Annotated in this window: 22 protein-coding genes; 5 read left to right on the plus strand and 17 right to left on the minus strand. The window is 46.9% G+C overall.

Annotated elements, in window-relative coordinates:
• Positions 1 to 32: 32 nt before the first annotated feature.
• The 8 genes from DFR42_RS03695 to DFR42_RS03725 all read right to left on the minus strand — a co-directional run bounded on the left by DFR42_RS03695 (position 33) and on the right by DFR42_RS03725 (position 11787).
• Positions 33 to 512 carry an FKBP-type peptidyl-prolyl cis-trans isomerase gene (locus DFR42_RS03695; RefSeq protein ID WP_110253571.1) on the minus strand — a complete coding sequence of 160 codons (480 nt, stop codon included), beginning with the start codon at positions 510 to 512 and terminating at the stop codon, positions 33 to 35.
• A gap of 284 nt (positions 513 to 796) precedes the next feature.
• Complete coding sequence (locus DFR42_RS03700) at positions 797 to 1543, minus strand: M48 family metallopeptidase (RefSeq protein ID WP_245936818.1); 747 nt, start codon at positions 1541 to 1543, stop codon at positions 797 to 799.
• Between the two features lie 20 nt (positions 1544 to 1563).
• Positions 1564 to 4671 carry a type I restriction endonuclease subunit R gene (locus DFR42_RS03705; RefSeq protein WP_110253572.1) on the minus strand — a complete coding sequence of 1036 codons (3108 nt, stop codon included), beginning with the start codon at positions 4669 to 4671 and terminating at the stop codon, positions 1564 to 1566.
• Positions 4668 to 5771: an HNH endonuclease family protein gene (locus tag DFR42_RS29485; protein WP_211324137.1), complete on the minus strand. Its 1104-nt coding sequence runs from the start codon at positions 5769 to 5771 to the stop codon at positions 4668 to 4670. Before DFR42_RS29485 ends, DFR42_RS03705 begins: the two co-directional genes overlap by 4 nt.
• Before the next feature lie 27 nt (positions 5772 to 5798).
• Positions 5799 to 6659, minus strand: a complete 861-nt coding sequence (locus DFR42_RS29490; protein WP_211324139.1) for a DUF262 domain-containing protein — start codon at positions 6657 to 6659, stop codon at positions 5799 to 5801.
• Positions 6652 to 8061, minus strand: a complete 1410-nt coding sequence (locus DFR42_RS03715) for a DUF262 domain-containing protein (protein WP_110253573.1) — start codon at positions 8059 to 8061, stop codon at positions 6652 to 6654. Before DFR42_RS03715 ends, DFR42_RS29490 begins: the two co-directional genes overlap by 8 nt.
• Positions 8054 to 9349, minus strand: a complete 1296-nt coding sequence (locus DFR42_RS03720) for a restriction endonuclease subunit S (RefSeq protein ID WP_211324141.1) — start codon at positions 9347 to 9349, stop codon at positions 8054 to 8056. The genes DFR42_RS03715 and DFR42_RS03720 overlap by 8 nt, the downstream gene beginning before the upstream one ends.
• A gap of 5 nt (positions 9350 to 9354) precedes the next feature.
• A complete protein-coding gene (locus DFR42_RS03725; RefSeq protein WP_110254225.1) occupies positions 9355 to 11787 on the minus strand; it encodes a type I restriction-modification system subunit M in 2433 nt (810 codons plus the stop codon).
• Here DFR42_RS03725 and DFR42_RS29095 point away from each other — a divergent pair.
• Positions 11786 to 11980 (plus strand): hypothetical protein, encoded by a 195-nt coding sequence (locus DFR42_RS29095; RefSeq protein WP_170133404.1) that lies wholly within the window; start codon positions 11786 to 11788, stop codon positions 11978 to 11980. The genes DFR42_RS03725 and DFR42_RS29095 overlap by 2 nt on opposite strands.
• Positions 11981 to 12037: 57 nt before the next feature.
• On the opposite strand, the gene DFR42_RS03730 is transcribed toward DFR42_RS29095, so the two are convergent.
• From DFR42_RS03730 to ispD, 3 genes are all read right to left on the minus strand, one after another.
• On the minus strand, positions 12038 to 12310 hold the full coding sequence (locus tag DFR42_RS03730; protein ID WP_110253575.1) for a DUF4404 family protein: 273 nt from the start codon (positions 12308 to 12310) through the stop codon (positions 12038 to 12040).
• Positions 12311 to 12377: 67 nt separating this feature from the next.
• The gene (gene ispF, locus DFR42_RS03735; protein WP_110253576.1) at positions 12378 to 12881 is read right to left on the minus strand and encodes a 2-C-methyl-D-erythritol 2,4-cyclodiphosphate synthase; all 504 of its coding nucleotides are present in this window, start codon (positions 12879 to 12881) and stop codon (positions 12378 to 12380) included.
• Between the two features lie 10 nt (positions 12882 to 12891).
• A complete protein-coding gene (gene ispD / locus DFR42_RS03740; protein WP_110253577.1) occupies positions 12892 to 13620 on the minus strand; it encodes a 2-C-methyl-D-erythritol 4-phosphate cytidylyltransferase in 729 nt (242 codons plus the stop codon).
• A 126-nt stretch (positions 13621 to 13746) separates the two neighbouring features.
• Here ispD and mfd point away from each other — a divergent pair, with 126 nt between their 5' ends.
• Together mfd and serB are read left to right on the plus strand one after the other, a co-directional pair.
• Positions 13747 to 17178: a transcription-repair coupling factor gene (gene mfd / locus DFR42_RS03745; RefSeq protein ID WP_110253578.1), complete on the plus strand. Its 3432-nt coding sequence runs from the start codon at positions 13747 to 13749 to the stop codon at positions 17176 to 17178.
• 29 nt (positions 17179 to 17207) lie between these two features.
• Positions 17208 to 18056: a phosphoserine phosphatase SerB gene (serB, locus tag DFR42_RS03750; protein WP_110253579.1), complete on the plus strand. Its 849-nt coding sequence runs from the start codon at positions 17208 to 17210 to the stop codon at positions 18054 to 18056.
• Between the two features lie 99 nt (positions 18057 to 18155).
• Here the strand turns inward: serB and DFR42_RS03755 are convergent, their stop codons facing one another.
• Both DFR42_RS03755 and DFR42_RS03760 read right to left on the minus strand, forming a co-directional pair.
• The gene (locus DFR42_RS03755) at positions 18156 to 18659 is read right to left on the minus strand and encodes a hypothetical protein (protein ID WP_110253580.1); all 504 of its coding nucleotides are present in this window, start codon (positions 18657 to 18659) and stop codon (positions 18156 to 18158) included.
• Between the two features lie 198 nt (positions 18660 to 18857).
• Positions 18858 to 19457: a hypothetical protein gene (locus DFR42_RS03760; protein ID WP_110253581.1), complete on the minus strand. Its 600-nt coding sequence runs from the start codon at positions 19455 to 19457 to the stop codon at positions 18858 to 18860.
• Between the two features lie 187 nt (positions 19458 to 19644).
• On the opposite strand from DFR42_RS03760, the gene DFR42_RS03765 reads away from it, so the two are divergent.
• Complete coding sequence (locus DFR42_RS03765; RefSeq protein WP_110253582.1) at positions 19645 to 20712, plus strand: phosphotransferase family protein; 1068 nt, start codon at positions 19645 to 19647, stop codon at positions 20710 to 20712.
• Between the two features lie 70 nt (positions 20713 to 20782).
• Positions 20783 to 22042, plus strand: coding sequence for an acyl-CoA dehydrogenase family protein (locus DFR42_RS03770; protein WP_110253583.1), 1260 nt, complete (start codon positions 20783 to 20785; stop codon positions 22040 to 22042).
• Positions 22043 to 22115: 73 nt separating this feature from the next.
• On the opposite strand, the gene DFR42_RS03775 is transcribed toward DFR42_RS03770, so the two are convergent.
• The 4 genes from DFR42_RS03775 to DFR42_RS03795 all read right to left on the minus strand — a co-directional run bounded on the left by DFR42_RS03775 (position 22116) and on the right by DFR42_RS03795 (position 26306).
• Positions 22116 to 22625: an SIMPL domain-containing protein gene (locus tag DFR42_RS03775; RefSeq protein ID WP_146218781.1), complete on the minus strand. Its 510-nt coding sequence runs from the start codon at positions 22623 to 22625 to the stop codon at positions 22116 to 22118.
• A 281-nt stretch (positions 22626 to 22906) separates the two neighbouring features.
• Complete coding sequence (locus tag DFR42_RS03785; RefSeq protein ID WP_110253586.1) at positions 22907 to 24262, minus strand: M56 family metallopeptidase; 1356 nt, start codon at positions 24260 to 24262, stop codon at positions 22907 to 22909.
• A 71-nt stretch (positions 24263 to 24333) separates the two neighbouring features.
• Positions 24334 to 25929 (minus strand): M56 family metallopeptidase, encoded by a 1596-nt coding sequence (locus tag DFR42_RS03790; RefSeq protein ID WP_110253587.1) that lies wholly within the window; start codon positions 25927 to 25929, stop codon positions 24334 to 24336.
• Positions 25926 to 26306 carry a BlaI/MecI/CopY family transcriptional regulator gene (locus tag DFR42_RS03795; protein WP_110253588.1) on the minus strand — a complete coding sequence of 127 codons (381 nt, stop codon included), beginning with the start codon at positions 26304 to 26306 and terminating at the stop codon, positions 25926 to 25928. Before DFR42_RS03795 ends, DFR42_RS03790 begins: the two co-directional genes overlap by 4 nt.
• Positions 26307 to 26412: the final 106 nt, after the last annotated feature.

Here is a 26412-nt window from a genome sequence, read left to right on the forward strand (position 1 = left end):
AAGCAGAATTCAGCTATTCCTGTGCATACATATTAATGATGATGACCGTGTTCGCCATGTACGTGACCGTGCACAACTTCTTCATCAGTGGCTTCACGAACTTCCAGCACTTCTGCATCGAAACGTATGGTCATGCCAGCCAGGGGATGGTTACCATCGACAGTGACCACGCCTGCATCGATGGCAGTAACGCGGAATTGCATGGTTTCGCCTGTTTCTGGCTCACGTGTTTCAAACATCATGCCAACTTCGATATCAGGAGGAAACGCACTGATATCTTCTTCACGCACGAATTCTGGATCAAATTCGCCAAAACCTTCTTCTGGAGCCAAAGTCACAGAGACTTTGTCGCCAACGGCTTTGCCATCCAGCGCGGCTTCCACTGCTGGTAAAATATTATCATATCCACCATGCAAATAAACGATGGGCTGCTGATTCTGGTCGATGACCTCGCCCTCAGCACTGAACATGGTGTAATTCAAAGTGACAGCGGTATTTTGTGTGATTTGCATGACAAATAAATGAAGTAATTGCGCATTAATGCGACAAGGTTGAAATGAGTAACCCGGCTATATAACCATATATAGCCTATAAACACCCATTTCAATAGGCTAACCGCATATTGTAGCAGAGCTACCTATTGAATACCAAAATCGTCGACCCAAGCCACACTTCAAGGGAAATGGAGACAGTTTTATCGAAAAATTCAAATATTAAATCTTTTGCACTTTAATGCCAGGAGTATGAATAGCAAAAAGCGACCCAAACCATGATTGCCCATGCAATGTATTACACCTTAATACTGCCAATCCTCATACGCCAATGGCAATTTATTGAGCAAATTTCGATGCTCGCGCCATTTTGGCAAAAATTTATCCATGTATTTGCGAAAACGCTCATTGTGATGGCGCTCTAGCAGATGGACTACTTCATGAACAAGAATGTATTCCAGGCATTCAGGTGGCTTTTTAACGAGCTCAAGGTTTAACCAGACTCGTTTAGCTTCAATATTGCAGCTCCCCCATTTGGTCTTCATCTTACGGATACTGCATGTTTTCGGTTTACGTTTAATTAAGGGGGACCAATGTTCTACCAGTTCGTCGACTTTTATTTTTAATTGCTCGCGATACCAGTTATTCAACACCAGGAGTCGGTTATCGACAGAAGTACCAGGTTGAACATAGAGGCAAAGCTTGCTCTTCCCCTTAGTTTCAATACGATGTTTACCGGCTTGCTCAATTACTTCCAGGCGATATTGTCTTCCCCACAGGTAATGACTTTCGCCATTAATCATTTCGCGCTCGGATTGGCGCGGTTGCTGCTTAAAATCAGCCTGTTGTCTACGGATCCACGCGAGTTTTGAAATAATGGCCAAGCGCACGCGTTCATCGCTCACATGATGAGGCACAGCTACACGAACTTTTCCTTCCGGCGGTAAGACAGCAAGGTGAAAATTCTTGATATTCTTCCGAATCACTTGAATTTCCATGCCGCTGACGGCTAAAAAGCCTTCCGTTACGCTCGCATCAATTGTTTTGCCCAAGGTTTCAGCCTTTAAAAATACTATTGATAGTCACGCTGGTTTTTCGCCAGCTCAAGCACCGTTGCGACATCCACATCGTATCCAGCAGCCTCTTCACGAATCGCATTGGCGATTTCCCGTTCTTTGAAACGGTCACCCACCCAGTCCGCCTTTTTGGTATAACGAATAGCGGTATCTATTTTGTTTGCCAGGGCTTCATCACTATTCAGATTATCAAACAAGGCCCTTTTAGCCTGGCTATCAATGCTGGCCGGATAGGGATTTTTCGTATCTCCCTGCGGCTTTACAACTTTGCGAGCAAGACTCTTGATTTTTTCCAGATATTCTTGGTAACTGATAACTTGCTTGCGTCGATCTTCAATGATGGCATCCAATAACTCAGACATCCGTTCATAGTATTTCGGGTTAACCGGATTTTCATCAATAATGGTTTTACGAATATTGTTTTCAATCGTCTCTGCCATCGCCTCCGGATTTCCTTTAATGCCATCTGGCAAGTCATCCAAGGCCTGTTCACCTTTTTCGACAATCAATTGAATCAAGCCCAGCTCTTCAAAATCGATCAGTTTCTCACTGCCCTCTGCGCGAATATACATATCCAGCAAGTGGCGCATGGCAGGCTCAAAGCGTTTCATGTCCAGGTAATCGCCACTGGCTAACTTCACTTCGTCGCGCATTTTTTCATAATGGATTACTTCCTGCTTAATTTGCCCAACCTGTTCAGCAGAAAATCCTGCTACACGTAGCTCGTTGGCAATATTGGCATAACTGCGCAATAGTTTGCAAACGGTTTTGTATAGTGCAATACGCAAGGCCTCACGGTCTGACAAATCCTGTGGCTTGCTCGTGTCACCGCAAAAGTAGGCAATATAATCTTTTGTGTCACGCGGCAGCATGACAGGTTCACACAAGGCTTTAACAGCTTCGAGCGCATCCGTCAGCTCGTTTTTTGCCGAGCCCAGGCGATCTTTTAATAAACCCGCCACATCCTCAGCATCGTAGCCATCCAGTGCATTTTCCGTATAACTTTGCACCGCCTTATTGAGTGATTTAAACAAATCTTTGTAGTCGACGATGTAACCATAATCTTTGTTATCGCCATCCAAGCGATTCACCCGGCAAATGGCCTGGAACAAGTTATGGTCGGCCATTTGTTTATCGATATACAAATAGGTCGCAGATGGTGCGTCAAAGCCAGTCAACAGCTTATCTACAACAATCAGCAGGCGCATTTGGCCTGGCTCTTTAATAAAGCGTTGTTTTACTTCTTTTTCAAAATCTTCAACACGTTTTACTGCCTCGTCTTCTGGCAACTCGAAATAATCGGCCAACATTTTTCTGTATGTGTCGTACTTGAATAGTTTCTCAGTCAAGCCTTCACCAGACTCTTCACCTTTCGTATCGGCAGCGGCGGGTTTGTAGCTGGTAACAATGGCGCATTTATGTTTAAAATCTGTCTGACTAAACATGTCATACACTTTGCATGCCTGGTAAACACTGGCACAGACCAGCATGGCATTGCCGCGCCCATCCATTAAACGCGGCTTGGTTTCCATGTCCAACAAAATATCGTTCACAATTTGCTCAAGGCGTGACTTGCTCGACAACACCTTTTGCATCGTCCCCCATTTTTGCTTGAGCAGGGTTTTATTAAAAGGAGTCAGCTCGCGGGTTTTTGCCTCAAACCATTCGTCCACCTTTTTTTGTGACGTAATACTCTGATCAATGTCGCGCGCTTCATAGCGCAAATCCAATATCACGCCGTCCTTCACGGCTTCATCAAATTTATAGGTGTGAATATAGGGACCAAATACTTCCAGCGATTTACGTTTCTCTTTTTTGAGTAGCGGTGTGCCAGTAAAACCGATGAACATCGGTGCCGGACCTGCTTCACTGACAAGAATAGCCTTCATCGCATCGTGTAATTTGCCCGACTGCGTACGGTGACATTCATCTACAAAGATAAACAAGTTACCTTTGACAGAAAAATTTGCAGGAAGATTTTTTCGTAGCTCATCAATATAGTCGTCAGCTGCGTTTTCATCTTCATCATCAATGTGGCGACCAAACTTATGAACCAGAGAGCACAGCAACCACGGGTTAGGTGCATTAATACTTGCCAACAGATGTGCACCGCTACTACTACGCTGGATATCCTCATCAACACCTTTGAACACTTTTTCGATTTGTTCGTCGAGTTCAGTACGGTCAGTAATAATCAATACACGAGCATCATTCACGTTTTCGCGTATCCATTTGGCCAACCAGACCATCGTCAGACTTTTGCCAGAGCCCTGGGTGTGCCAAATAATGCCCCCTTCACGACGGGCGATATGACGCTTGGCAGCTTGAATGCCAAAGTATTGATTATGGCGACATGTTTTTTTAATGCCGCTATCAAACACGATATAGTCGTGAATAATCTCCAGAAAACGCTGTTTATTGCACACTTGGGCAAGATGGCGCTGCAACGGGTTATCAAATACCTGCGCACTGTCTTCTTTCCACTCCAGATAATGCTTTTCTGGCGTTTCTATCGTGCCATAACGCAAACCTTGCGTCTCATTACCCGCCATCACCAGTTGCATCGTGGTGAAGTAATTGCGGATGAAAGCTTTCTTCTGGCTGTCTAAATTCTGGCGAACGCCTTCACTAAAAGAAACCGAAGAGCGCTTCAACTCAAGCACCCCCAAGGCAATGCCATTGACGTACAAAACAATATCGGGGCGCTTTTTGTTTTCGCCTTTCACCGATACTTCTTCTGCGATGGCAAAATGATTGTTTTCTGGGTGTTCCCAGTCGATCAGCCAAATGGTGTGCTTCACCTCCCCTGCACCAGTTTTTTCTTTGACTCCGTAACGTAGTAACCGATAAACTTCTTTATTTGCATCAAAGAGTTTTTTACCTTCGCCTAAAGCGGCAGCGGTATCCAGGCGACGGATGGCTTTTTCTATCAGTACAGAATCAACCTCCTGACTGACTAGCCATGTGCGTAAAAGGCCAGTCTCAATATTGCGATTGCCTTCGCGATCATGCCAGTCGCCCAGGTATTCGTAGTTCAGTTTACGTTGAAAGAATTCAACTACTCGATTTTGGGTAGCCCGTTCAAGTTGCCCTACTGTACTCATGCTTGTACTCCACGTTTTATATCATGGTCAAACACGCTGAGCATATTTTTTTCATGCTCTTGAATTTGATCTGGGCCCCATTCACCACTGACATCCATTGACTTAATCATACTGTAAAGCTTTAAGGTATCAATATTTTTGTTATTGATGGCCGCCTTAAAGTGATCTCGCTTCGCTTTGGGCTGAAAATTGCTCAGTCGGGAGTTTTTGCTGTGACTGATTAAACAAAGATTGCCAAAGCGGTGGAGATGCTCCTGACCCAAGTCTATATGACCATCCATCGGGTGCTGCGGATAAAAATGTTCGACGGAGCTTCTAAAAGAAAACTCGAATTGTTTGATCACGTCATCAGCGGTTTTATTCTCAATACCCTCACACCACAACAGATAATCGAGGTAATTGAAAATCAAATTGTTTTCAATACTGCCAAATTCCAAACGTTCAGCAACTCGCGCCTGCTCTACATGTGCGAGTGCATAACCACGATTTTGATAAATCATCTCGTAATACTCAGCAGGCTTATCCACACTCAGGAAACGCCCATAAACAAACTGGCGGGCCAGCCTTTCAAGGCGCCCTAAGTAATGCCGAGCATTCACTTCCTGCATATGAAATAGTTCGTATAAAGCGCCGTTCAACCAATGTTTATAAACCAGAGTTGGCGTTGAAACATGTAATGCACTCAGCAGCATCAATATGCGCCTGTTCGTACCCTCAAAACCATCTTCCTCATCACGATCAAAGGTATTGATATAACTTTGGCTCTTTACATTGTAAAAATGCAGGCGCTTTAAACTCCATTTATCTTCATTCTGAGCGAATTCACGCTTGATGATGTATTGATCAAAAAGGTACTTGCACTTCAATAACGCGAAGATGAAATCCTGCGTTTTTTTTATCGCCTCATCAGTTTTAAGAATGTGATGTTCAAATTGGGCGAGCAATTGCTTGTCATCCAATGGGATGTCCTTACCGCTCAATATCCTCAAAACATGCAACAAGAAATTGGAAAAGTTAATCACGCTATTAAAGCGTTCTGCCGATAATGTAGCTTCACCAGATTGCGCAGACGGCGGCGGTGTATCGATTAGGTACTGCATTCGTTGGGCATCATCGGCAGGCTTGGCTTAGCTAGCCAGCTCTGCACCGAGCAAGCTAAGCAGATCACCAAAATCAGCAGGCATGAACTGTCCCCAATCATTCTTGCCAAACACGACATGGCGTTCGTCCGGTGTAAAACCGTATTGAACGTACTTTTCCATATTCGCCGTTGAATCCCAAACCTTTGAAAGTACCCGCAGATTGGCTTCGCGCGTTGACTTTTCTGCAATATTATTAAATACCGACATCAACTGTGCTTTCACTACCTCGTGTTTTTCCAGCTGTTCGCCACGATTATTCATGACCTCAAAATAATGGTTCAAATCGGTATCATCCGGTACAGAAACCCGTGCGACCTGCACATTTTTGAAGAGGTAGTCACTGAAATCAGCTATTTGTCCCTTCCGGGACAATAACCATTTTTCCACCAGAGCAAATCCATTCACCACGTCGAGGTTATACTCTGCCGACTGCAAATGATTCAGAGCAACTCCTTGATAAAGGCTGGCAAAAGTTTTCGACGACTTAGTGCGACTCTCAAAATCCAAATTTAACCGGTCATACCAATCCATATCAATCGAGATGGTGCTCTCTTTAGCCAATCGCTTTAAACACATCGCTATCAAGGTCAATGTCGTGAAACGTTGCTGACCATCAATCACCTCAAGACTGCCGTCGCTACGTTCGAAGACGACTAAAGTGCCAATGTAATACGGCTTCGTTTTGGCTTCAGCTTGACTTTTTTGCTGATAATCCAGTACATCCTGCAAAAGCTGATTGATCTCGCCCTCTTCCCAGGCGTAGTTGCGTTGATACATAGGAACCAAATATTTTTTTGCATCCGTCAACAGTTCACGCACCGTATAATTGAGTACCGCCTTATTCATGGTATTTCAGCTCTTTAAATAGGGTAATGATTTCATCAACTTTGGTGCCTTTAATATCCGCTTTTTTAATTGTGCCAAGAGGCCAGTTGAGTACATCACTGGGTTTTACCGACTGCTTGATAAGCTCAAACACATTATTGTCCAGTGCATGATTATCCATGGTGGCAATCTGCACTGCCTGCATTTGCAAGCGGCATGTATAAGCCCACACAAACAACTTTTCAATGGCTTGCGATAACTCCTGAGTGCCAAACTTATCGATATAAAAAATCAGTGCGTTATCAAACAGTGTCCGAATATATTTATCTCCTGCCCGCGTACGGGAACCGTAAGTATTGAGCGTATGAAGAATTCGTCGTGCGACTGCATCTAAGTCCGTATTTAAGAGACGCAGTGCTTTGTTGTTCTTTTCATGATGCTCGTCATCAACAATGTCGGCGATCGTCTGCTGATAGTGGGTCGCCATTTCAAAGAAACGACGACCGTTGATCACCATCTGATCCAAATGAAATGGAAAGCGCATGCTTTGATGATCAATGCGGCGATGGTATTGACTGTTGTAATCATCCACAAAATGATGGGCTATGCGCAGCGACTCAACGTAAGGGTATAAGCCAATTTGTTCAAGATTAATACCTTTGAACAGATCGACATGCGCCTTGCTAAAGTACTGCGCTGATTTACCTTGAGCCCAGTTACGGATACGAAATAAGTAATTCGCAAACAATTGCGCCAGTGTTTTACTATCCAGGCCCTCCCAGTGGCTTACTGAATGTGCCTTCAGGTGGCTCTCTTCCTGGGAGAACTCACGCAAGTGAAATGCTTTCAGCAAGTCGTGTGGATCAAGGTCGCGGCCACGTGCATTTTGCGAATCGAAGAATTGAAACGCTTCAGACACATCTGTCAGAACAAAGGTAACGAGCTCACATTTATTCAACAAAAAGTCGATATCTTCTTCAGTAAACTCCGGACGCGACGTCGCACGTAATGCAGCCATAAAATTTTGGTGCAAATTCCGGTGCGAAATATCGCTACTAAAATGCTGGCGAGTTAAAAACGGCGTAATTACCGCGCTAAGTTCATGGAGCTGCTTCTTAAGATCTTCTCGCTTTAGCAAAGGTAAGCGCTCTTTGATCAACGCTTTCACCAGCAGCAACAAAGTGAGCGTACGCTGCTGACCATCGACAATATCCAACTGCTCATCACCCTCGTCACAGTGCTGATGAAACACCACTGTCCCCAGCCGATAGGCAGACTTACCGCGATACACACGCAAATCGACCAACAAGGCATTCAGATTTTCTTGCGACCATTTATAGGGACGCTGATAGGCCGGTATCGACAATGCTGGTTGAGTCAATAATTGCCTGACTGAGATAACCCTTTTGTCCAAATCATGCATTTGGCGCACCTCGCGGTTTAACCAAACGCGTTTTCCCTGTCAGTAGCTCTTGCATCATGCCTTGTTTGATTTGCTGGGTTTTGTGCAAGCGTTGTTGTAGAGCATCCAGGTCTTTGTCCATGTCGGAGAGGGCGTTGGCGATGGCGGTTTGTTCTTTTTCGTCCTTCGGCAATAAAATTTTAAAAGCTGCCATATCCTTGTTGGTAATTTGATTTATTGTCGCGCCCATTACCTCGTTGATCTGATTTTGAATAATATTGGACTGAAATTGAAAAAAAACGAAATTACTACTTTTCGAACGATAAATTGACATGAACGCCCCAAAAGCACTTCCAGAAGTATTTTTATCGATCAAAGCGCACTTCCCAATTAGCTGGCGGCTGCCATTTCTAACACAGATGAGAATGTCTCCTTCGCGCACAATGACTCTTTCCGGGATATCCATATTAACAAAAACATTATCATCAAATGCCAGCCTATTATTTTGAACATTTGATGATCGCAAAACTAATGTACCAAAATCTGAGACGTCATCAGGGCTATACGTTAATCCAATAATATTCTCACCAATGTCGCCTAATGAAGCAACCTCCCAATCTTCGGGAATCCCCCCAAAATCAGTTTGTTTATAACCTGTATTGAGCTGATCAAACGGTGGTAAGCGTTTTTTGCCGGTGAGGAGTTGTTGCATGGCGGCGGTTTTGATGGCGCTTTTTTTGTTGATGAGTTTTTCCAAGGCGGCGATCAGGGCATCGACATCGGATAGTGCGTTGGCGATGGCAGTTTGTTCTTGTATTGACGGTAAAGGTAATGGTGTAGAGTTACAATTATCTTTGTTTAAATAAGGCAGCGCAGTCTTTGTCGCCATACTATAAAAGTAACTTTCTTGATTCTTCAGTGCATACACCAAATAGTAATTATTAATTTTTTCAGATGGTAGAAATGCATGTAACTGCTGATTCAGCACTACATTTCTTCCCGCGATTGCAACCACACCAAGCTCTCCAACACAGGACATAATTACTGATCCGACCGGGACAATTTTAGAGCCTACAGATTTTGCCTCCTCCTTAGAAATTTTCAAGCCAGCTCTAGAAAAATAGACTTCTCTGCAATCGGTTAAATCTGGGGTCGTGATCCATGGAATATCGCCATTAAATTTTAAAGGTTTATTACGGCCTGGAACAATAAAATCACAAACATCTTGCACTTGGATGGAATTCCACTCATCCGGAATAACCCCAACCTCAGTCTGCTTATAACCCGCCGGTATCAATTGCTTCTCCATCACGCTCACCATGCCAAGCCCATTTTTTTCAGGTGTTCATCGACCTTGCCACTCAGCGTCGCGACCTCATCCACCAAGTTAGGCATAGGTATGCTGTAACGCTCTTCCAGGGTTTTAACGCGATTCGCGAGTTGTTGGGTGATGCGTTCAACTTCGGCGATGATGCTGGCTTGTAGGGTGGCGAGCCATTTGTCGTCCACGATCAGGGATTTGATTTCTTCCACCTTGAGTTGTCGGTATCTGGCAAAGACCAGCGCATCGAGTTTTTCTTGTGCGTCTTTGAGGTTCTTTTTATGCTCGGCTTCTTGTTCTATGAGTCCTTTGACTTTGTTGAGAGCCGCTTTTTCTTCCTTGTCTGTTGCAAGTTTCAGGCGTGCGGCGACGCTGGCTTTGTTGACTTTGCCGGTGTCGGTCAGTGCATCCGCCAGCAGGCCGTCTTCGGTGGCGTGTTCTTCGATATAGGCTTCCAGCGCCTGGCTGCTGGCGTCGCATTCGCCTTGCAGTGCATCGATTGCGGTTTGCTCGGCGCTAAAGAAGCGTGCGACGATCAATGCTGGCGGAATAAGTTCTGCTTTGTACTTGGCTTTACCGATAATCAGGTCAGGTGTTTCTTTTTGTTTGGCATCGCCCTTGATGCTCACCAATTCGCGCAGCCTGTTACCGGCTTGCCAGCCGTCCTGGATGATAAGGTATACATCGTCTTGCATGATATCTGCCCAGTAATCCATGATGATCTGGTAGATATCGTATTTATCTAGCAAAGGCGACTGCGCATAGGCGTTGAGCAAGCTTTCTGAAATGCGGTGAATAATCTCTTTGGGACTTTCGTGGTCGCCATCTGCTGCTGTTTGTAAGGCGCTTAAATTGGCTAGTATTTTCCAGCCATGAAATAAGTCAATCGCAATTTGGGCAAAGCTTTTAAATTCAGCGTGATCCAGAATCGACTTTTTTACTGCTTGCGCATCGACCAGGGCCATGCTGTAACCAGCGCGAGCTGGTGCAAATAGAGCAGCGCGCACACTGGGAAAGGCTTGCCAGAATTTTTGCAAGTCATCTATATCCCTGTCAGGAATGCCACCTTGCAAATGGGCGCTGAGATCGTGCAAGTCTTCTGCCTCGCTGGAATCGATATAGCGAGGAATATTCAAGTTGTAGTCGTTAGCGACAATTTCTTTTACACTTACTTTACGGCTGTAACGCTCCAGCTCCAGCTGTTTGGTAAAGACGTCCACGGCTTTGTGTATATCCTGGCTGCGCAAGCGGTTTTTATTGCCATCTTTTGCATAGCCTTTGCTGGCGTCTATCATAAAAATTTCGGTACGGCTGGCGGCTCCGGCTTTATCCAGCACAATAATGCAGGCAGGTATGCCAGTGCCATAAAACAGGTTGGCGGGCAAGCCGATAATGCCTTTGATATAGCCTTGCTTGATGAGGTTGGTGCGAATACGTGCTTCGGCGTTGCCGCGGAACAGCACGCCGTGCGGCAGAATGACTGCGCCCTTGCCTGTGCTTTTCAGGGATTTGAGTATGTGCAGCAAAAAGGCGTAATCACCGTTTTTATCGGGCGGCGTGCCATATTCAAAGCGTCGGAATTCATCGTCATTGATGTTGATGCCGTTGCTCCAGCTTTTGACCGAGAATGGTGGATTGGCGACGGCGAAGTCAAAGGTTTTCAGGCTGCCATCCTCATTTTTCCACTGGGGACTGGCGAGGGTATTGTCTTGCCAGACTTTGGCGGTCACGTTGTCGTGCAGAATCATGTTCATGCGTGCCAGCGCGCTGGTGGCGTTATCCATCTCTTGACCAAAAATGGTGAGGCCGCGGGGCGCTTCATCGCTGGCCTTCAGCAGCAAGGAACCGGACCCACAGGTAGGGTCATAGACGGTGGCATCTTGCGGGGTGTCGCTGGTAATGCCGATCACTTTGGCAACGATGCGGGAAACTTCTGCCGGGGTATAAAACTGGCCCTTGGATTTGCCAGAATCAGTAGCAAAGTGGCGCATGAGGTATTCATAGGCGTCGCCCAGGAGGTCATCGCCATCGGCTTGATTACTGGCTAAATCCAGTCCCTGGAAAATGCCCACCAGTTTGGTGAGACGATCCACCATGTCTTTACCCTTGCCGAGCTTGTCTTCATCGTTAAAGTCGGCTACGTCAATCACACCTTTCAAATCATTGGCTTCAGCGAGTTTGCTGATGATTTTATTAATTTTATCGCCAATTTCTTTGTCGTTTTTCAGAGCGATCATGGCGCTGTAATCGGCACCGTCAGGCACTTCGATCAAACCATAAGGGTCTTTTGCATATTTGTCGGACACGTACTTCATGAATAGAAGAGTGAGTACGTAATCTTTGTATTGACTGGCATCCATACCGCCGCGCAGTTCGTCGCAGCTGGCCCAAAGGGAAGAATAGAGTTCAGTTTTTTTTATCGCCATGAAGCTTCCTGATTGTTTTTGTGGCTTGAGTGATTTGCCTGCCAGAGTTTTGGTCAACACGGGTTTAAAACCAGCATTTCAAGCAGTTTTTACTCGTGAATATTGGTGGGCAACAGTAGCAGATTTTGATAATTTTGAGCATAAAATCCCATGCGAATTTATCTCGCATATCGCCAGATTTTATTACCTTTAAGAAAATAAAAAACCGCCAACGGCGGTTTTTAAGTGATGCCTGATTAATACAAATTATTCAAACACCAATTTTTTCTAGCATAGTACCCAGTTCACGTAAGGCTGGTTCCAGTTTTGGATGTTGTGCAGCAAATTTTGCTGACAGAGCCTGCGAACGCTCACTCAAGGCCGCGAATACAGGGTCATCATGATTTTGTGTGTTTGCCAGGACATGTTGAATATCCTCATTCAATTTCTCCAGCAAGGACTTCAATTCATCATCAACCGCCTCAGTGCTTGCCAGTTCTTGATGCAAGAGGCCCAGCAGATGTTTCAATTGTTCTTGTTTCATATCGTATCTCCTTAATGGAACATTCTTAACTTCGTTGCAGCTTAGCTTTTTGCAGCTTACTTGCAGTCTAGTTGCTGACTCGTGGAAAAACCAGTACCACGGCTTCGGCAGCTATGCCCTCTTCCCTACCCAGATAACCAAGACGTTCATTGGTTTTTGCCTTGATATTGACCTGATTGATATCAACCTGCATATCCTCTGCAATATTTGCCACCATGGCTGCAATATGCGGTGCCATTTTCGGTGCCTGGGCAATGATGGTGGCATCCAGATTACCCACTTCATAACCTGCAGCATGGATACGTTTGACAGCCTCACGCAGTAAAACACGCGAATCAGCACCGGCAAAACGGGTGTCGGTATCCGGAAAATGCTTGCCTATATCGCCCAGGGCGACTGAACCGAACAGCGCATCGGTAATTGCATGCAATAACACATCCGCATCTGAATGCCCAAGCAAACCTGTGGTGTGTGGGATAGTCAACCCACCGATAATCAATTTACGACCAGGAACCAATGCATGACAGTCATAACCCTGACCTATTCTGAACGGTAACATCTTATTTTGCATCAAACTTCCTTTATTCTTGCGGGCTATTCAAATACTGCGCGATTAATGCCATATCGCCGGGCATAGTCAGCTTCATATTGCGCACATGCCCCTCAACCAGTATGGGGGCATGGCCAGCAGCTTCAATAGCGCTGGCTTCGTCAGTAACCTGATCTGCCGCATCCAGGGCGTCGCACAATAGCTGATAACGAAACATTTGCGGGGTTTGTGCCAACCATAAGCCATCACGAGGTATGGTTTGTACTTTGCCGTTTTCTACCCGCTTGACGGTATCAACCACAGGCAGGGCCAGCAGGCCGCCGACTGTATCGTCAGCAACACTATCAATTAAATGTTGCAGCAGGTTTGATGTCAAACCCGGCCTGGCGGCATCGTGTACAAGTACCCAGTCATTGACCGTTAGTTCGCTGGCTATTATGCTCAAGCCATTTCTGACCGTATCACGGCGGCTGGCACCACCGCAACGCAAAACGCTCAGGTTTTCTGCTTTTGTCAGATATTCATCGACATAAGCATCATCCGGACTAACAACAACATAGGTATGCTGTATTTTAGAAAAACCAAGAAATGCATCGACAGTATGTTGCAAAACTGATTTACTTCCTATACGCATATATTGCTTAGGTGTCGTTGCCCCCATACGCGAACCCACTCCCGCAGCAGGAATCAGCGCAACATAGCGAGGCGTATCTATCAGCTTTTCGGCGTCAAAATGATGTTCTTGCAATTGTTTTTCCATGAATGTCACAAGCTCTTGAAGCTGCCCCGATAAGAAAGAGCCCCTTCGTTTATAATTAGGCGCTCATTTTAACCGCGTATCTTGTTCCGTAAGCAGCTTTTACGGCATCCCACATGTATAGCCGCAATGTCATTTGATTTCAGCAAATCCTTAGCAAAACCCGGCCATAAACTGGCACTCCCCAATTTGCATGGTTCTTCCGATGCTTATGCCCTGGCGCAAGCAGCGACGGCGCTCAAGGCTGACAAGCGCATGCTGACCATTTTTGTAGCCAGCCCTGGAGATGCCCAGCGCCTGCTGGATGAAATCCCCTGGTTTAATGCAGAATTGCGCTGCCATTTACTGCCAGACTGGGAAACGCTGCCTTACGACGCCTTTTCACCGCATCAAGACCTGGTATCTGAACGTCTGGCCAGCCTGCATGAAATTCAGAATGGCAATTGCGATGTCTTGCTGGCACCGGCGACAACTGCCTTGTTGCGCATGGCACCACCCTCTTTCCTGGCAGCCTACACCTTCTTTTTCAAAAAAGGTGACCGTCTTGATGAGGCGAAGCTAAAAACCCAACTGACACTGGCAGGTTATAGCCACGTCAACCAGGTCATGTCGCCGGGTGAATATTCTGTGCGTGGTGGCTTGATCGACTTGTTCCCCATGGGTTCGGCCCTGCCTTACCGTCTGGATCTGTTTGGCGACACCATAGAAACCATACGCACCTTTGATGCCGATACCCAGCGTTCGCTTTATCCAGTGCCGGAAGTGCGCCTGCTGCCTGGTCGCGAATTTCCCATGGATGAACCTGCGCGCGCTGCCTTCCGCAGCCGCTGGCGTGAAACTTTTGAGGGTGATCCTTCACGCTCCAGTATCTACAAGGACATAGGCAATGGCATCCCTTCCGCCGGCATAGAATATTACTTGCCGCTATTTTTTGAGCAAACCGCCACTCTATTTGATTATCTGCCGGAAGCGCCGCATTTTGCCTTGGTAGGTGATATTGACGATGCCATCAGACGTTTCTGGAACGATACCCGCTCACGCTACCAGTTTTTAAAGTCTGATCGCGAACGTCCGGTGCTGGCACCAGAAACTGTATTTTTGCGCGACGAAGACTTCTTTGCCGCGATGAAGCCGCTGGCGCGCTGGACTATCGCGGCCACAGACAAAGCCGCTGCTGCCTCTGAAGTATCCAGTTTTTTACCAGATATCGCCGTAAATCGCCGCGCCGACGATCCGCTGACGAACTTACGTTCCTTTCTGCTGCAAACAGACAAACGCGTGATGATCTGCGCCGAGACTTTGGGCCGGCGCGAAACCCTGCAGCAATATTTCACTGAATACGATATCCGCCTGAGCCTGTGTGAAGGTTATACCGACTTTGCCACGGCAGATGCCAAGCTCATGCTGGGCGTTGCGCCTCTGCATGCCGGTTTTGTACTGGCCGATGGCCTGGCCTTTATCACCGAAGCCGAGCTGTATGCCGGCAGTGGCAAACGCATAGGCCGTAAAAAGCAGGAAGCAGTCACCCAGGTCGAACACATGGTGCGCGACCTGTCAGAACTCAAAATCGGCGATCCTGTCGTCCACAGCAACCACGGCATAGGCCGCTACATGGGCCTTATCAGCATGGATTTGGGCGAAGGTGAAACCGAATTCCTGCATCTGGAATACGCCAAAGATACCAAGCTGTATGTGCCGGTATCGCAATTACATGTCATTTCTCGCTATTCTGGTGCCTCGCCAGATGATGCACCTTTGCACAGTCTGGGCTCAGGTCAATGGGAAAAAGCCAAGAAAAAAGCGGCTCAGCAAATCCGTGATACTGCAGCCGAATTGCTAAACCTGTATGCCCGCCGGGCTGCGCGCCAGGGTCATGCCTTTGAATATTCTGCGCGTGACTACGAAGCCTTTGCCGACAGCTTTGGCTTTGATGAAACGCCGGACCAGGCAGCCGCCATCACCGCTGTCATTGGCGACATGACGTCCGGCAAGCCCATGGACAGGCTGATTTGCGGCGATGTGGGCTTTGGTAAGACAGAGGTTGCCTTGCGTGCCGCCTTTGTAGCAGTCATGGGTGGCAAGCAAGTCGCCATCCTGGCGCCTACTACCCTGCTGGCCGAACAACATGCCCAGACTTTTGCTGACCGCTTTGCCGCCTGGCCAGTGAAGATTGCTGAATTATCACGCTTCCGTTCTGGCAAGGAAATCAGCATCGCCATGAAAGGCATGGGCGACGGCACTGTTGATATCGTCATCGGCACGCATAAACTGCTGTCTGACGATGTCAAATTCTCCCGCCTTGGCCTGGTGATTATTGATGAAGAACATCGCTTTGGTGTACGCCAAAAAGAAGCCTTGAAGGCCTTGCGTGCAGAAGTCGATGTATTGACGCTGACAGCGACACCCATCCCACGTACCCTGGGTATGGCGCTGGAAGGCTTGCGTGACTTTTCTGTCATTGCTACCGCGCCGCAAAAACGGTTGGCGATCAAGACCTTTGTGCGCGGCGAAGACGATTCTGTCATCCGCGAAGCTTGCTTGCGTGAACTGAAGCGTGGTGGTCAGGTCTATTTCCTGCACAATGAAGTCGAAACCATAGAAAACCGCAAAGCCATGCTGGAAGCCCTGCTGCCAGAGGCACGCGTAGTCGTGGCACATGGCCAGATGCATGAACGTGATCTGGAAAAGGTCATGCGTGACTTTGTGGCTCAGCGGCATAATATTTTGCTGTGTACCACGATTATCGAAACCGGTATCGACGTCCCCACCGCCAATACCATCATCATGCACAGAGCTGACAAATTTGGTCTGGCGCAGTTACATCAGTTGCGTGGGCGCGTAGGTCGTTCTCACCACCAAGCTTATGCCTACTTGCTGGTGCATGATGTACAAAGCCTGACCAAGCAAGCGAATCGTCGCCTTGAAGCTATCCAGCAGATGGAAGAACTGGGTAGCGGTTTTTACCTGGCCATGCATGATCTGGAAATTCGTGGTGCCGGTGAAGTGCTGGGCGATAACCAGTCTGGCGAAATGCATGAAATAGGCTTCCAGATGTATTCCGACATGCTTAGTGAGGCAGTACGCTCGCTGAAAAATGGCAAGGAACCCGATCTGGCAGCACCATTATCGACGACAACAGAAATCAACCTGCATATCCCTGCCCTGCTGCCGAATGAATTCTGTGGCGACGTGCATGAGCGCCTGTCCATCTACAAGCGCCTGGCCAATTGCAGCAGCGCCAATGGCATTGATGAAATGCAGGAAGAGATGATAGACCGCTTTGGCAAACTGCCAGAGCCCGTGAAATCACTGCTGGAAACACACAGACTGCGCGTCGCAGCCAAACCTCTCGGTATCATCAAGATAGATGCGCACAGCGAAGCCGCGACCCTGCAGTTTGAACCCAAGCCACCGATAGACGGCATGCGCATCATAGAACTGGTGCAAAAGAACAAAAACATCAAGCTCAATGGCCAGGACAAGTTGCGCATCACTGCCGCCATGCCCGATCTGGCCAGCCGCGTAGCCCAGATCAAGGCAACCATCAAGGCACTGCACTAATTAATTGAATAAAATATAAAGAGACCACCATGCATTTGACCATACAAGGCCTGAACAATACGCTCAGCAATAACACTGCACTCATTCACGATATAGCCAGCCAGACCAGGGCAAAACTGGTGCCATTGAATGCCCAGGCAGTGCGCCTCGAAAATGCCGAATGTGATAAGCAAGTCTTGAATGAAATACGCGAACGCTGCTTCACTGCCCAACTGGATATCACGGCTCTGGACAAGCAACTTGCCATGGCAGATTTCAAGCTGGTCGCCATGGACATGGACTCGACCCTGATCACCATAGAATGCATAGATGAAATCGCCGATATGCAGGGACTGAAACCACAGGTGGCAGAAATCACCGAGGCAGCCATGCGCGGTGAACTCGAATTCCAAGAAAGCTTGCAACGCCGCGTTGCCCTGCTTAAAGGCCTGGATGCTGGCGCCTTGCAACGCGTCTACGACGAACGCCTGCAATTATCCTTAGGTGCAGAGCAGATGCTGAAGACCATACAGCGAGCCGGTCTCAAGACTTTGCTGGTGTCCGGCGGCTTTACTTTCTTCACCGACCGCATGAAGTCACGCCTGAATCTGGACTACACCCACTCCAATGTGCTTGAAATTCAGGACGGCAAATTGACTGGCAAAGTCATAGGCACCATTGTCGATGCTGATGAAAAGCAAAGAACCGTGGAACGCATCTGTAATGAGATGGACATTCCCACCAGCCAGGCCATCGTCATGGGTGACGGTGCGAATGACTTGAAGATGATGAAAATTTCTGGCTTGTCAGTCGCATTCAGGGCCAAGCCTGTGGTGCGTGCACAGGCCGATGTGGCCCTGAATTTTGTCGGGTTGGATGGGGTATTGAACTTGCTTTGAACAAAGTTGTTTGTTTTATGGCTTGCCTAGGCAGGCATCAAACTGGCGTAGGCCACTGATCTATTTTTGCTTATTTGATCTATTTTTGCTTATTTGAACTTATTTGCTCATATTTGATACCAGCACTTTCAAGTGATTAGCAGGATGCACGGGATCGCGGTTTCTTTCGCTTATCCTGGCAACAGAATCCGGCTTTTCCAAGTATTGCTGATAAGTTCTTTTCGCATGTATGTAATCATTGTACGTAAGAGCTATCCCGCCATTCCATGTCAAGCCCAATGGAATACCCTCAAACTTTTCAAGAAAGTCGGCTAGCCCTTCTTTTATGATCAGTTCGGGATATTCATTCTTTTTTATTTTAGCTTCTACGAGCAAATGTAAATTGTTTTTGAAGGACTCCCATGTTTCCATGCCGACCCCAGCCTGTGCACTGACTTGTCCGCTTAATTTATCAAGATCAACGTCAGTCAGGGACTTGGGTATTGATGTATACGATGTCACATTGGGTTTACTGGCATCAATAATCACATAACCAGGGGCTGCTTTCACTGGCATAGATGTGATCAGAAAAATAGTGAAAACGACGATGATATTTCTGAGCATGTACATTTCCTTGCAGGGTAGATTTGTAAGGGAAATACAAGTCTGCAGTATTGAACCAGACTCAACAACAAGCCGCTTAAAAGTCTCGTTTTTTTATATAGCGCGTATTATCAAAAAACCGTCATGGGCGAGTCTTTGAGTGTCGCAATTGAAGCACTGAAACTACTTTAATACACGCATATGCAAATATTGCTGCCATTAAGCTATTGTGACTAAAAGGCTGCAACGACTTTGCTCGGCTTTTGTTAAAGCACGCAGTAGTAAATCAACTGCAAGGACAGCGTTTTCATCACCATTCAAAATTCCTTCAAAAGAATTAATCTCGGTTTTCAACTCGATAATTTCGTGAGGGTAAAGCCAGGACAAGCAAAATATTCCGTCCGGTGACTTGAAAGAATAGTCTGGGCATGCAACTACAGTGCGCCCTTCAAACAAAAGCATTTGATAGTAATCAGATGCAGGATTAGAACAATTAGGCGACACCTCTGAAAGCGCACCTGGATAATTGTAATGTTTTATAGGCGAGCTGATATATTCATTTTGCTCGTTATGAAGTAGGTCCCAATACTCGAAAACAATCTCATCGATGAGCTCTGCTTCTTCGATATTCGAAGTAATGAGCGCAGCGGCGCCTCTTTCGACGATGTCCAATACTTTTTCTTTAAACATTTTAGGGAAATCGTCTGGCCACTCTTCCATAATTGGAAAAATTTCTTCTGAAAATTTCTTGATGTCTGCGAGAAAGCACTCCCGAAACCCATCGGCTCCAACCAACTGGTACTGAACACGTATTCCCATTACTCGTTTCCACTTATGTAAAATTCATCTCCAGATAATATAACGGTATCAATGGGATGGACAAATACGACTCAAATAATAGTACGAACGTTCTATTATTTGAGTTAGAATAGTTTCAGCTCACCCAGCACATTCACCTGTGCCAGGAGTAAGATCATACAAAAACTGAAACAATTGGGAGACACCGATGTTTGAAGAATTCATGGGCACCATGCCGGTAGCAGAGCGTCAAAAATTTGATGTGGCGGCACTGGCAGACTATATGCGTCAGCATGTGGAAGGTTTCGACGCTGCACTGGCAGACAAGCTGGTCGTGGAGCAATTCAAGGGTGGGCAGTCCAACCCTACTTTCAAACTCAGTGCAGGCGACCAGCGCTATGTCATGCGCGCCAAACCTGGCCCAGTCGCGAAACTGCTGCCTTCTGCCCATGCCATAGAACGTGAATTCAAGGTCATGAATGCCTTGAACAAGGCAGGCTTCCCGGCAGCGCGCCAATATGCCTTGTGTGCGGATGAGGATGTTATAGGCCGCGCCTTCTACATCATGGAATTTGTCGACGGCCGCGTGCTGTGGGATCAATCCCTGCCCGGCATGACGCCAGTTCAACGTGGTGAAATCTACGACGAAATGAATCGCGTCATCGCGCAATTGCATACCATCGACTATGCCGCTATTGGTCTGGCCGACTACGGCAAACCAGGTAATTATTTTGCTCGCCAGATAGATCGCTGGACCAAACAATATCGTGCTTCCGAGACCGAAAAAATCGAAGCCATGGATAAGCTTATTGAATGGTTGCCGCACAATATCCCGCCTGGCGACGACACCAGTATCGTGCATGGCGATTACCGCCTGGATAATATGATGTTCCACCCAACTGAGCCACGCATCATGGCGATACTGGATTGGGAGCTATCGACTCTCGGCCACCCTCTGGCTGACTTCTCTTACCACTGCATGAGCTGGCATGTAACCCCCGGTCAGTTCCGTGGCATCGCTGGTCTTGATCACAAGGCATTGGGCATCCCCAATGAGCAGGAGTACATTGCCAAATATTGCGAGCGCACTGGTAAAACAATTCGTCAGGAAGACTTCAATTTCTACCTGGCTTATAACCTGTTTCGCATGGCTGGGATTTTGCAAGGCATTATGAAACGCTATGTCGACGGCACAGCGTCCAGCGCCCAGGCCAAAAAATCTGGCGAAGCGGCCCGCCCCATGGCTGAACTGGGCTGGAGCTACGCTAAAAAGTAATCATTTATTCAGACAGCACATTCTCTCAGTTCCAAAGCAGCGAAAAAACGACAATATCATTGGAGACAACATGGAATTCGAATACTCAGATCGCTGTAAAGACTTGCAAGGCAGGCTCCTGCGTTTCATGGATGAGCATATCTATCCCAATGAAAAAGCCTATAAAGAAGAAATTGACCGCAATGGTCTGGAAAAAGGCAATCGCTGGATAGCTACCCAGATCATTGAAGATTTAAAACCCAAAGCACGTGCACTAGGCTTGTGGAATTTATTCTTGCCAAAATCAGTACGCGCGCCAGAAGGCTTGTCGAATCTGGATTACGCACCACTATGCGAAATTATGGGCCGTGTAAGCTGGGCACCAGAAGTATTCAATTGCTCCGCTCCGGATACCGGCAATATGGAAACCATAGAGCGCTATGGCAGCGAAGAGCACAAGAAACAATGGCTGGAACCACTCTTGCGCGGTGAAATTCGTTCAGCCTTTGCGATGACCGAACCTGGAGTTGCTTCATCTGACGCTACCAATATAGAAACCCGCATAGACCGCGATGGAGATGACTATGTCATCAATGGTCATAAGTGGTGGATATCCGGTGCCGGTGATCCGCGTTGTGCAGTGTATATATTGATGGGCAAGACAGATTTCAATGCCGCCCGTCACTCACGGCAATCAATGATATTGGTGGATGCTAAAACGCCCGGCATTACAGTTGTTCGCCCTCTTCCCGTGTTTGGTTACGATGATGCACCCCATGGCCATTGTGAAATCCTGTTTGAAAACGTGCGTGTGCCTGCATCGAATATTCTTTTGGGTGAAGGCCGTGGTTTTGAAATTGCCCAGGGGCGTCTTGGTCCTGGTCGCATCCATCACTGCATGCGCGCCATCGGTGTCGCAGAACGCGCACTGGAATTGATGTGCAAGCGTCTGAATAGCCGCACTGCTTTTGGCAAGAAAATTTCTGAACAAAGTATATGGCGTGAACGCATTGCAGAATCGCGAATACAAATCGACACAGCACGTCTGCTGACCCTGAAGGCGGCTTATATGATGGATACCGTAGGCAACAAGCATGCGCAGGCAGAAATCGCCATGATCAAAGTATTGGCGCCGAACGTCACCCAGCAAGTGCTGGACTGGGCCATACAAGCACACGGCGCTGGTGGCGTTTCTGGCGATTTCCCGCTGGCGGCGCAATGGGCAGGCAACCGTACTTTACGCCTGGCAGATGGCCCGGATGAAGTGCACAGAAATGCGATTGCCAAGCTGGAGCTTGCCAAACACATCAGTCTCACTGAAGATTTAGGCTTGCCGATTACCCGTTCCTGAACAAATAAATGCGGATGAAGTCCGTGCGCAATTCGATAGTTGCATGAATTGCGCACGACCATATACCCTTGATTTATTTAGTACGGAAAATCACATTAACAGTTTTTTTGTACATCAGTGCACCAGGCAAAGACAGATCGCTCATGGTAGGTTTGTCGTTCGTACTGGCATTCGTTTGCGAAATCCTGGCGCCATCCAGACCAAGCTCACTGTCTATCCGGCTCAATGCCTGCTCTGACACTGCTGTTGGGCCCATCAATTTAACAGAGAAGCCACCTGCCAATTCCTTCGCCCTTTCTCTGGCATTCTCTGCAGCCCTGTATGTCAATTGACGTTCAATTTGGGCATAGTCGCTACGCCCAAATCGTACAGAAAAATTACCCAGATACGGTCTGGAAAGCAGAAATTGCGTCATGGCATTCCATTGTTCCAGATTCCTGACATAGATATGGAAGGTTCTGATCAGGCGATGCCTTTGCAAGTTAGTGTCGTTTGCCCGCATTTCATCACCACTGACCAGCTTTTTAGTGTCATGGGCTTCAATATCTGCGGCGACAAACTGACAAAAATTCCAGCACCTCACTGGACTGTGTATTTAGCAGTGTCAGCGTTTCATCTGCGCCCGCCGCCAAAGACGTTAGCTCAAAATCTATTTCGGCAATATTGGCCGGCAAAGTAATCGTGGCACTTCCATTGACGTGGATAAAGGGGTAGGCAGGCAATGTGCCAGCTTCTGCATTTATGGAAATCAATGCAAAAAGAAAAAACCTGAAGTGGCGAAGCGTCATATTTATTGATTATTATCTTTACTATTTTTAATTGAAAGCTGGTGGCAGACGCATCTCCACCAGCAGGGCCTGGTACTTACTTCAATTTCCAGACAAATCTAACCTGAGTCCATACCATCGTGTTCTGGCCATTTACCTGACCAGGCACTGCTTTTACATTGCAATTTTCCAATGCAGTAATCACGGCATTATCAAGATCAGGAAAACCTGCGGACTTTTCCAGTTTCGCTTTCAATATTTTTCCATCTGCTGCAACCAAAGTCGACGCAATCACAACGCCTGTTTCCTCACGCCGTATTGAGGCTCTTGGGTACGCGGGCCTGCAATCTTTAAAATCTATAATTGGTTTTTTATCGCCATTTTTTTCATTTACCATTTTTGCGGCATCCATTGCCTGCTGGCTAATGTCAATCGTAGCGACAGCTGCTACTGACGGCAATGTATTTACTGGCGCAGTTGCCTGGGCATATAAAGTAAGACAACTTGCGGAAATTCCAAGAACAGCAACCGCGGCCTTCCAGTTGAGATTACTTGCTTCAGGCTTCACCAGACGTTTGATACGTGACATAAGATTTCCTCCATGCGCCGCTTGGGCTAGTTGAGGGGTTGAGAATTGGAAGTTGGCCAATTCAGAAAGTGCAAGAGCAAGACGCCGCGGTTCGCCTGTGACTCTTGCGGCAAGATCATCCGCAATTTCTTCTCTGCTATTGCGAATTTGTTTTGACATCCACCACACTGCCGGATGGTAAAACAAGACTATTTCTATGAAGGTTTGAATCAAATTCAGCAAATAATCATGGCGTTTGATATGCGCCATCTCATGTGCCAATAACATTTTCAGCAAATCAATGGGCATACCAGTCAGCATGGCCGCAGGCATCAAAACCATAGGATGAAAAACGCCGACTACCATTGGACTGCGTAAATCGTCCACCACTCTGAGTAATACTTTTCCCTGAATATGAAACTGCTCAGCCATACGATTAACATGTGCCTGCCACAGAGGGTGTGCTTCGCAGCGATTAGATTCTGTAAAACCACCTATCCATAACAAGCCTGCACACGTGCGCAAAGCCAGTAAAATGACGCAACTTAGCCATACAATGACTATCATAGCCATGTGCATTTCCAGCCAGGATGACAAACTCGATATATCATTTGAGATCGACACCTGACTGGCAATGGCTTGATTCAGAGTCGGTGCAATCCTGGCAGAGGAAGAAATAAAAGCGTGCAAGCAGAATTCACGGACAAAGATACCCATACAAACAATCAAAGCCGAATAGCTGACGAGATAACGCGCCCTGATGCGACTGATGCCAATGAAACTCAAGAGTAAAGCGAGTATCAATGCCACAAGACTTCCTTGCCAGATGAAATGCAATAAAGCTCGCCCCAAGGCATTTACGGCGACAGGTAGAAATTCGTTCATTTGACCTTAATCCCAATTAATTTCTATAGCGAACTCAATTGCAAACGTGCGCAAACTGAAAACAAACAAATTTATTCAAGCCGCCAAATAAATTTAATTGATACATGCTTTGCGACAGCCACTCCGTCTACTTGCATAGGACTTACTTTGCATCCCTGAAAGGCATGGGTTGCGGCATTGTCCAGTTCGCTGTACCCACTGGAACTAGCTATACTTACGCGATCAATGATTCCGTCCGCCCCCACTTTAAATAACAGAGAGGTGGAACCAGTCTGCTTGTTTCTCAAGGATCTGCGAGGGTATGCTGGGTAACAGGCTGAAAAATCATATGAAAACTTTGGCTTGGCAATAGCCACGTCAGTTTGTTCGAGTTTCTTTGTCTCAGGTGTTTTTTCTGCATCAAGATTATTGACATCTTGAATTGTTTCCATGCTTTTATCTGCAGCAGCATCCTGGCTTTCAATGTCAGAAACAGACTTAGCCGGGATCTTGTTTATCGATTTTGGCTTAGGTTGCAACAACGCCAGCTTGGCATCCTGTTTTTGAAAAGGACCAGAAACGGGAACGGGATTGCTCACTTTTTCCTGCTGCAAGTATTTCGCATTGACCTGCTGCGGCAAAGATACATTTGAAGTTGTTTGAATACTCGCCGCCGATTCAGTAACTCCAGTAGCAGGCAAAGAAGTCAAAGCCTGGCCTGCATATACTACGGTAGTTGCAGCCACCCCGATCAGACCGAGAATTCCACGTGCACTGACATTCCTTACTTCAGGTTGAAGCAAACGTTTAATACGAGACATAAGATTTCCTCCATGTGCCGCCTGGGCTAGTTGAGGTGTTGTGAATTGGAAGTTGGCCAATTCAGAAAGTGCAAGAGCAAGGCGTCGTGGTTCACCTGTCACTCTTGCGGCTATATCATCCGCAATTTCTTCTCTTTCAATGCGGATTTGCTTTGATATCCACCATACTGCAGGGTGGTAAAACAGCAGAGTTTCTATTACCGTCTGAATCAGATTCAATAAATAGTCGTGACGTTTGATATGACCCATTTCATGTGCCAGCAGCATCTCCAGCAAATTTACCGGCATGCCTGTCAGCATTGCTGTAGGCAACAAAATCACAGGGCGGACTATGCCTGCAGTAATGGGGCCATCCAAATCCTCAACTACTCTGCATATCACCCGGCTGCGGATATGAAATTGCTGACTCATCTGATCAACACGTGTCTGCCAGAATGTGTCGGCTTTGCTGCGTTTGGGGTGAGTATAAGCAGCTACCCAAAGCAAGCCCATGCACATACGTATGACCAGAACGGCGACGCATATCATCCATGCGACCACGATATCGTTCATGTGTATGTCCAGCCAGCTTAATAAATTCAACCAAACCGATGAGGAATCAAGTCCAAGCTGGACTGGTATTTCATTCAATACTGATATCTCTTTACCAGTGTATTTTTCGCTCATCCTGAGAAAAAATTCTTTGGCCGGAAGTGATATACAAGTAAGCAGGGCAATATACGCAGCGGCGTAACGCGTCCTGGCATGAGCAGATGCGACAAAACTCAACAACACGGCCAACAAGAATGCGATCAGCAGGCCTTGCCAGACAAAATGCAATAGCGCCCAGCCCAGTGCATTGGCAGCATGTTGGAAAAATTGGCTCATTTCTTGTCCTCGTTCAGCAATTTTTGAATTTCTTCCCGCTCTTCTTTGCTGACATGGCCGCGCAAAGCCGCCATCACCAGGTCTTTGGCTGATCCTGAAAAAGCCTTATGAATCAAGTCTTTCAAGAGATTGGTCTGCAAGGAGTCTTGTGCCTGGGCTGCGGCATAGACATGTGAGCGCTGGGTCTCATCCCTGCTGAGCAAGCCCTTGGTATGCATGACCTGCATGAGTCTTAGTACTGTGGCATAAGACAAATCTGGCCTGTCCTGCACCGCTGCCTGATGTACATCCTTGACAGTTGATGGCCCCAGTTGCCACATCAGGCGCAGCAAATCCAGTTCTGCAGTCGTCGGTTTACGTGAAATGATTTTGCCCATATCGTGCTCTTGTAGATAATTGATTAAGATGTAGATTATATGGTCTAGATAATTTTGTCTAGATTATTTTGTCTACTTCTTTATCTAATTAAAACAAGTGCTAAAA

It is taken from the genome of Undibacterium pigrum (genome assembly GCF_003201815.1).
Lineage (GTDB): Bacteria > Pseudomonadota > Gammaproteobacteria > Burkholderiales > Burkholderiaceae_D > Undibacterium > Undibacterium pigrum.

Bases quoted from the DNA above. Each gene is read 5' to 3' on its own strand.
- DFR42_RS03790 (WP_110253587.1), bottom strand. From the start codon at position 25,929: ATGAGCCAATTTTTCCAACATGCTGCCAATGCACTGGGCTGGGCGCTA.
- DFR42_RS03755 (WP_110253580.1), bottom strand. From the start codon at position 18,659: ATGCTCAGAAATATCATCGTCGTTTTCACTATTTTTCTGATCACATCT.
- ispF (WP_110253576.1), bottom strand. From the start codon at position 12,881: ATGCAAAATAAGATGTTACCGTTCAGAATAGGTCAGGGTTATGACTGT.
- ispD (WP_110253577.1), bottom strand. From the start codon at position 13,620: ATGGAAAAACAATTGCAAGAACATCATTTTGACGCCGAAAAGCTGATA.
- DFR42_RS03695 (WP_110253571.1), bottom strand. From the start codon at position 512: ATGCAAATCACACAAAATACCGCTGTCACTTTGAATTACACCATGTTC.
- DFR42_RS03725 (WP_110254225.1), bottom strand. From the start codon at position 11,787: ATGGCGATAAAAAAAACTGAACTCTATTCTTCCCTTTGGGCCAGCTGC.
- DFR42_RS29490 (WP_211324139.1), bottom strand. From the start codon at position 6,659: ATGAATAAGGCGGTACTCAATTATACGGTGCGTGAACTGTTGACGGAT.
- DFR42_RS03705 (WP_110253572.1), bottom strand. From the start codon at position 4,671: ATGAGTACAGTAGGGCAACTTGAACGGGCTACCCAAAATCGAGTAGTT.
- DFR42_RS03715 (WP_110253573.1), bottom strand. From the start codon at position 8,061: ATGCATGATTTGGACAAAAGGGTTATCTCAGTCAGGCAATTATTGACT.
- DFR42_RS03730 (WP_110253575.1), bottom strand. From the start codon at position 12,310: ATGAAACAAGAACAATTGAAACATCTGCTGGGCCTCTTGCATCAAGAA.
- DFR42_RS03785 (WP_110253586.1), bottom strand. From the start codon at position 24,262: ATGAACGAATTTCTACCTGTCGCCGTAAATGCCTTGGGGCGAGCTTTA.
- DFR42_RS03765 (WP_110253582.1), top strand. From the start codon at position 19,645: ATGTTTGAAGAATTCATGGGCACCATGCCGGTAGCAGAGCGTCAAAAA.
- DFR42_RS03760 (WP_110253581.1), bottom strand. From the start codon at position 19,457: ATGGGAATACGTGTTCAGTACCAGTTGGTTGGAGCCGATGGGTTTCGG.
- serB (WP_110253579.1), top strand. From the start codon at position 17,208: ATGCATTTGACCATACAAGGCCTGAACAATACGCTCAGCAATAACACT.
- DFR42_RS29485 (WP_211324137.1), bottom strand. From the start codon at position 5,771: ATGCAGTACCTAATCGATACACCGCCGCCGTCTGCGCAATCTGGTGAA.
- mfd (WP_110253578.1), top strand. From the start codon at position 13,747: ATGTCATTTGATTTCAGCAAATCCTTAGCAAAACCCGGCCATAAACTG.
- DFR42_RS03720 (WP_211324141.1), bottom strand. From the start codon at position 9,349: ATGGAGAAGCAATTGATACCGGCGGGTTATAAGCAGACTGAGGTTGGG.
- DFR42_RS29095 (WP_170133404.1), top strand. From the start codon at position 11,786: ATGAAGCTTCCTGATTGTTTTTGTGGCTTGAGTGATTTGCCTGCCAGA.
- DFR42_RS03770 (WP_110253583.1), top strand. From the start codon at position 20,783: ATGGAATTCGAATACTCAGATCGCTGTAAAGACTTGCAAGGCAGGCTC.
- DFR42_RS03795 (WP_110253588.1), bottom strand. From the start codon at position 26,306: ATGGGCAAAATCATTTCACGTAAACCGACGACTGCAGAACTGGATTTG.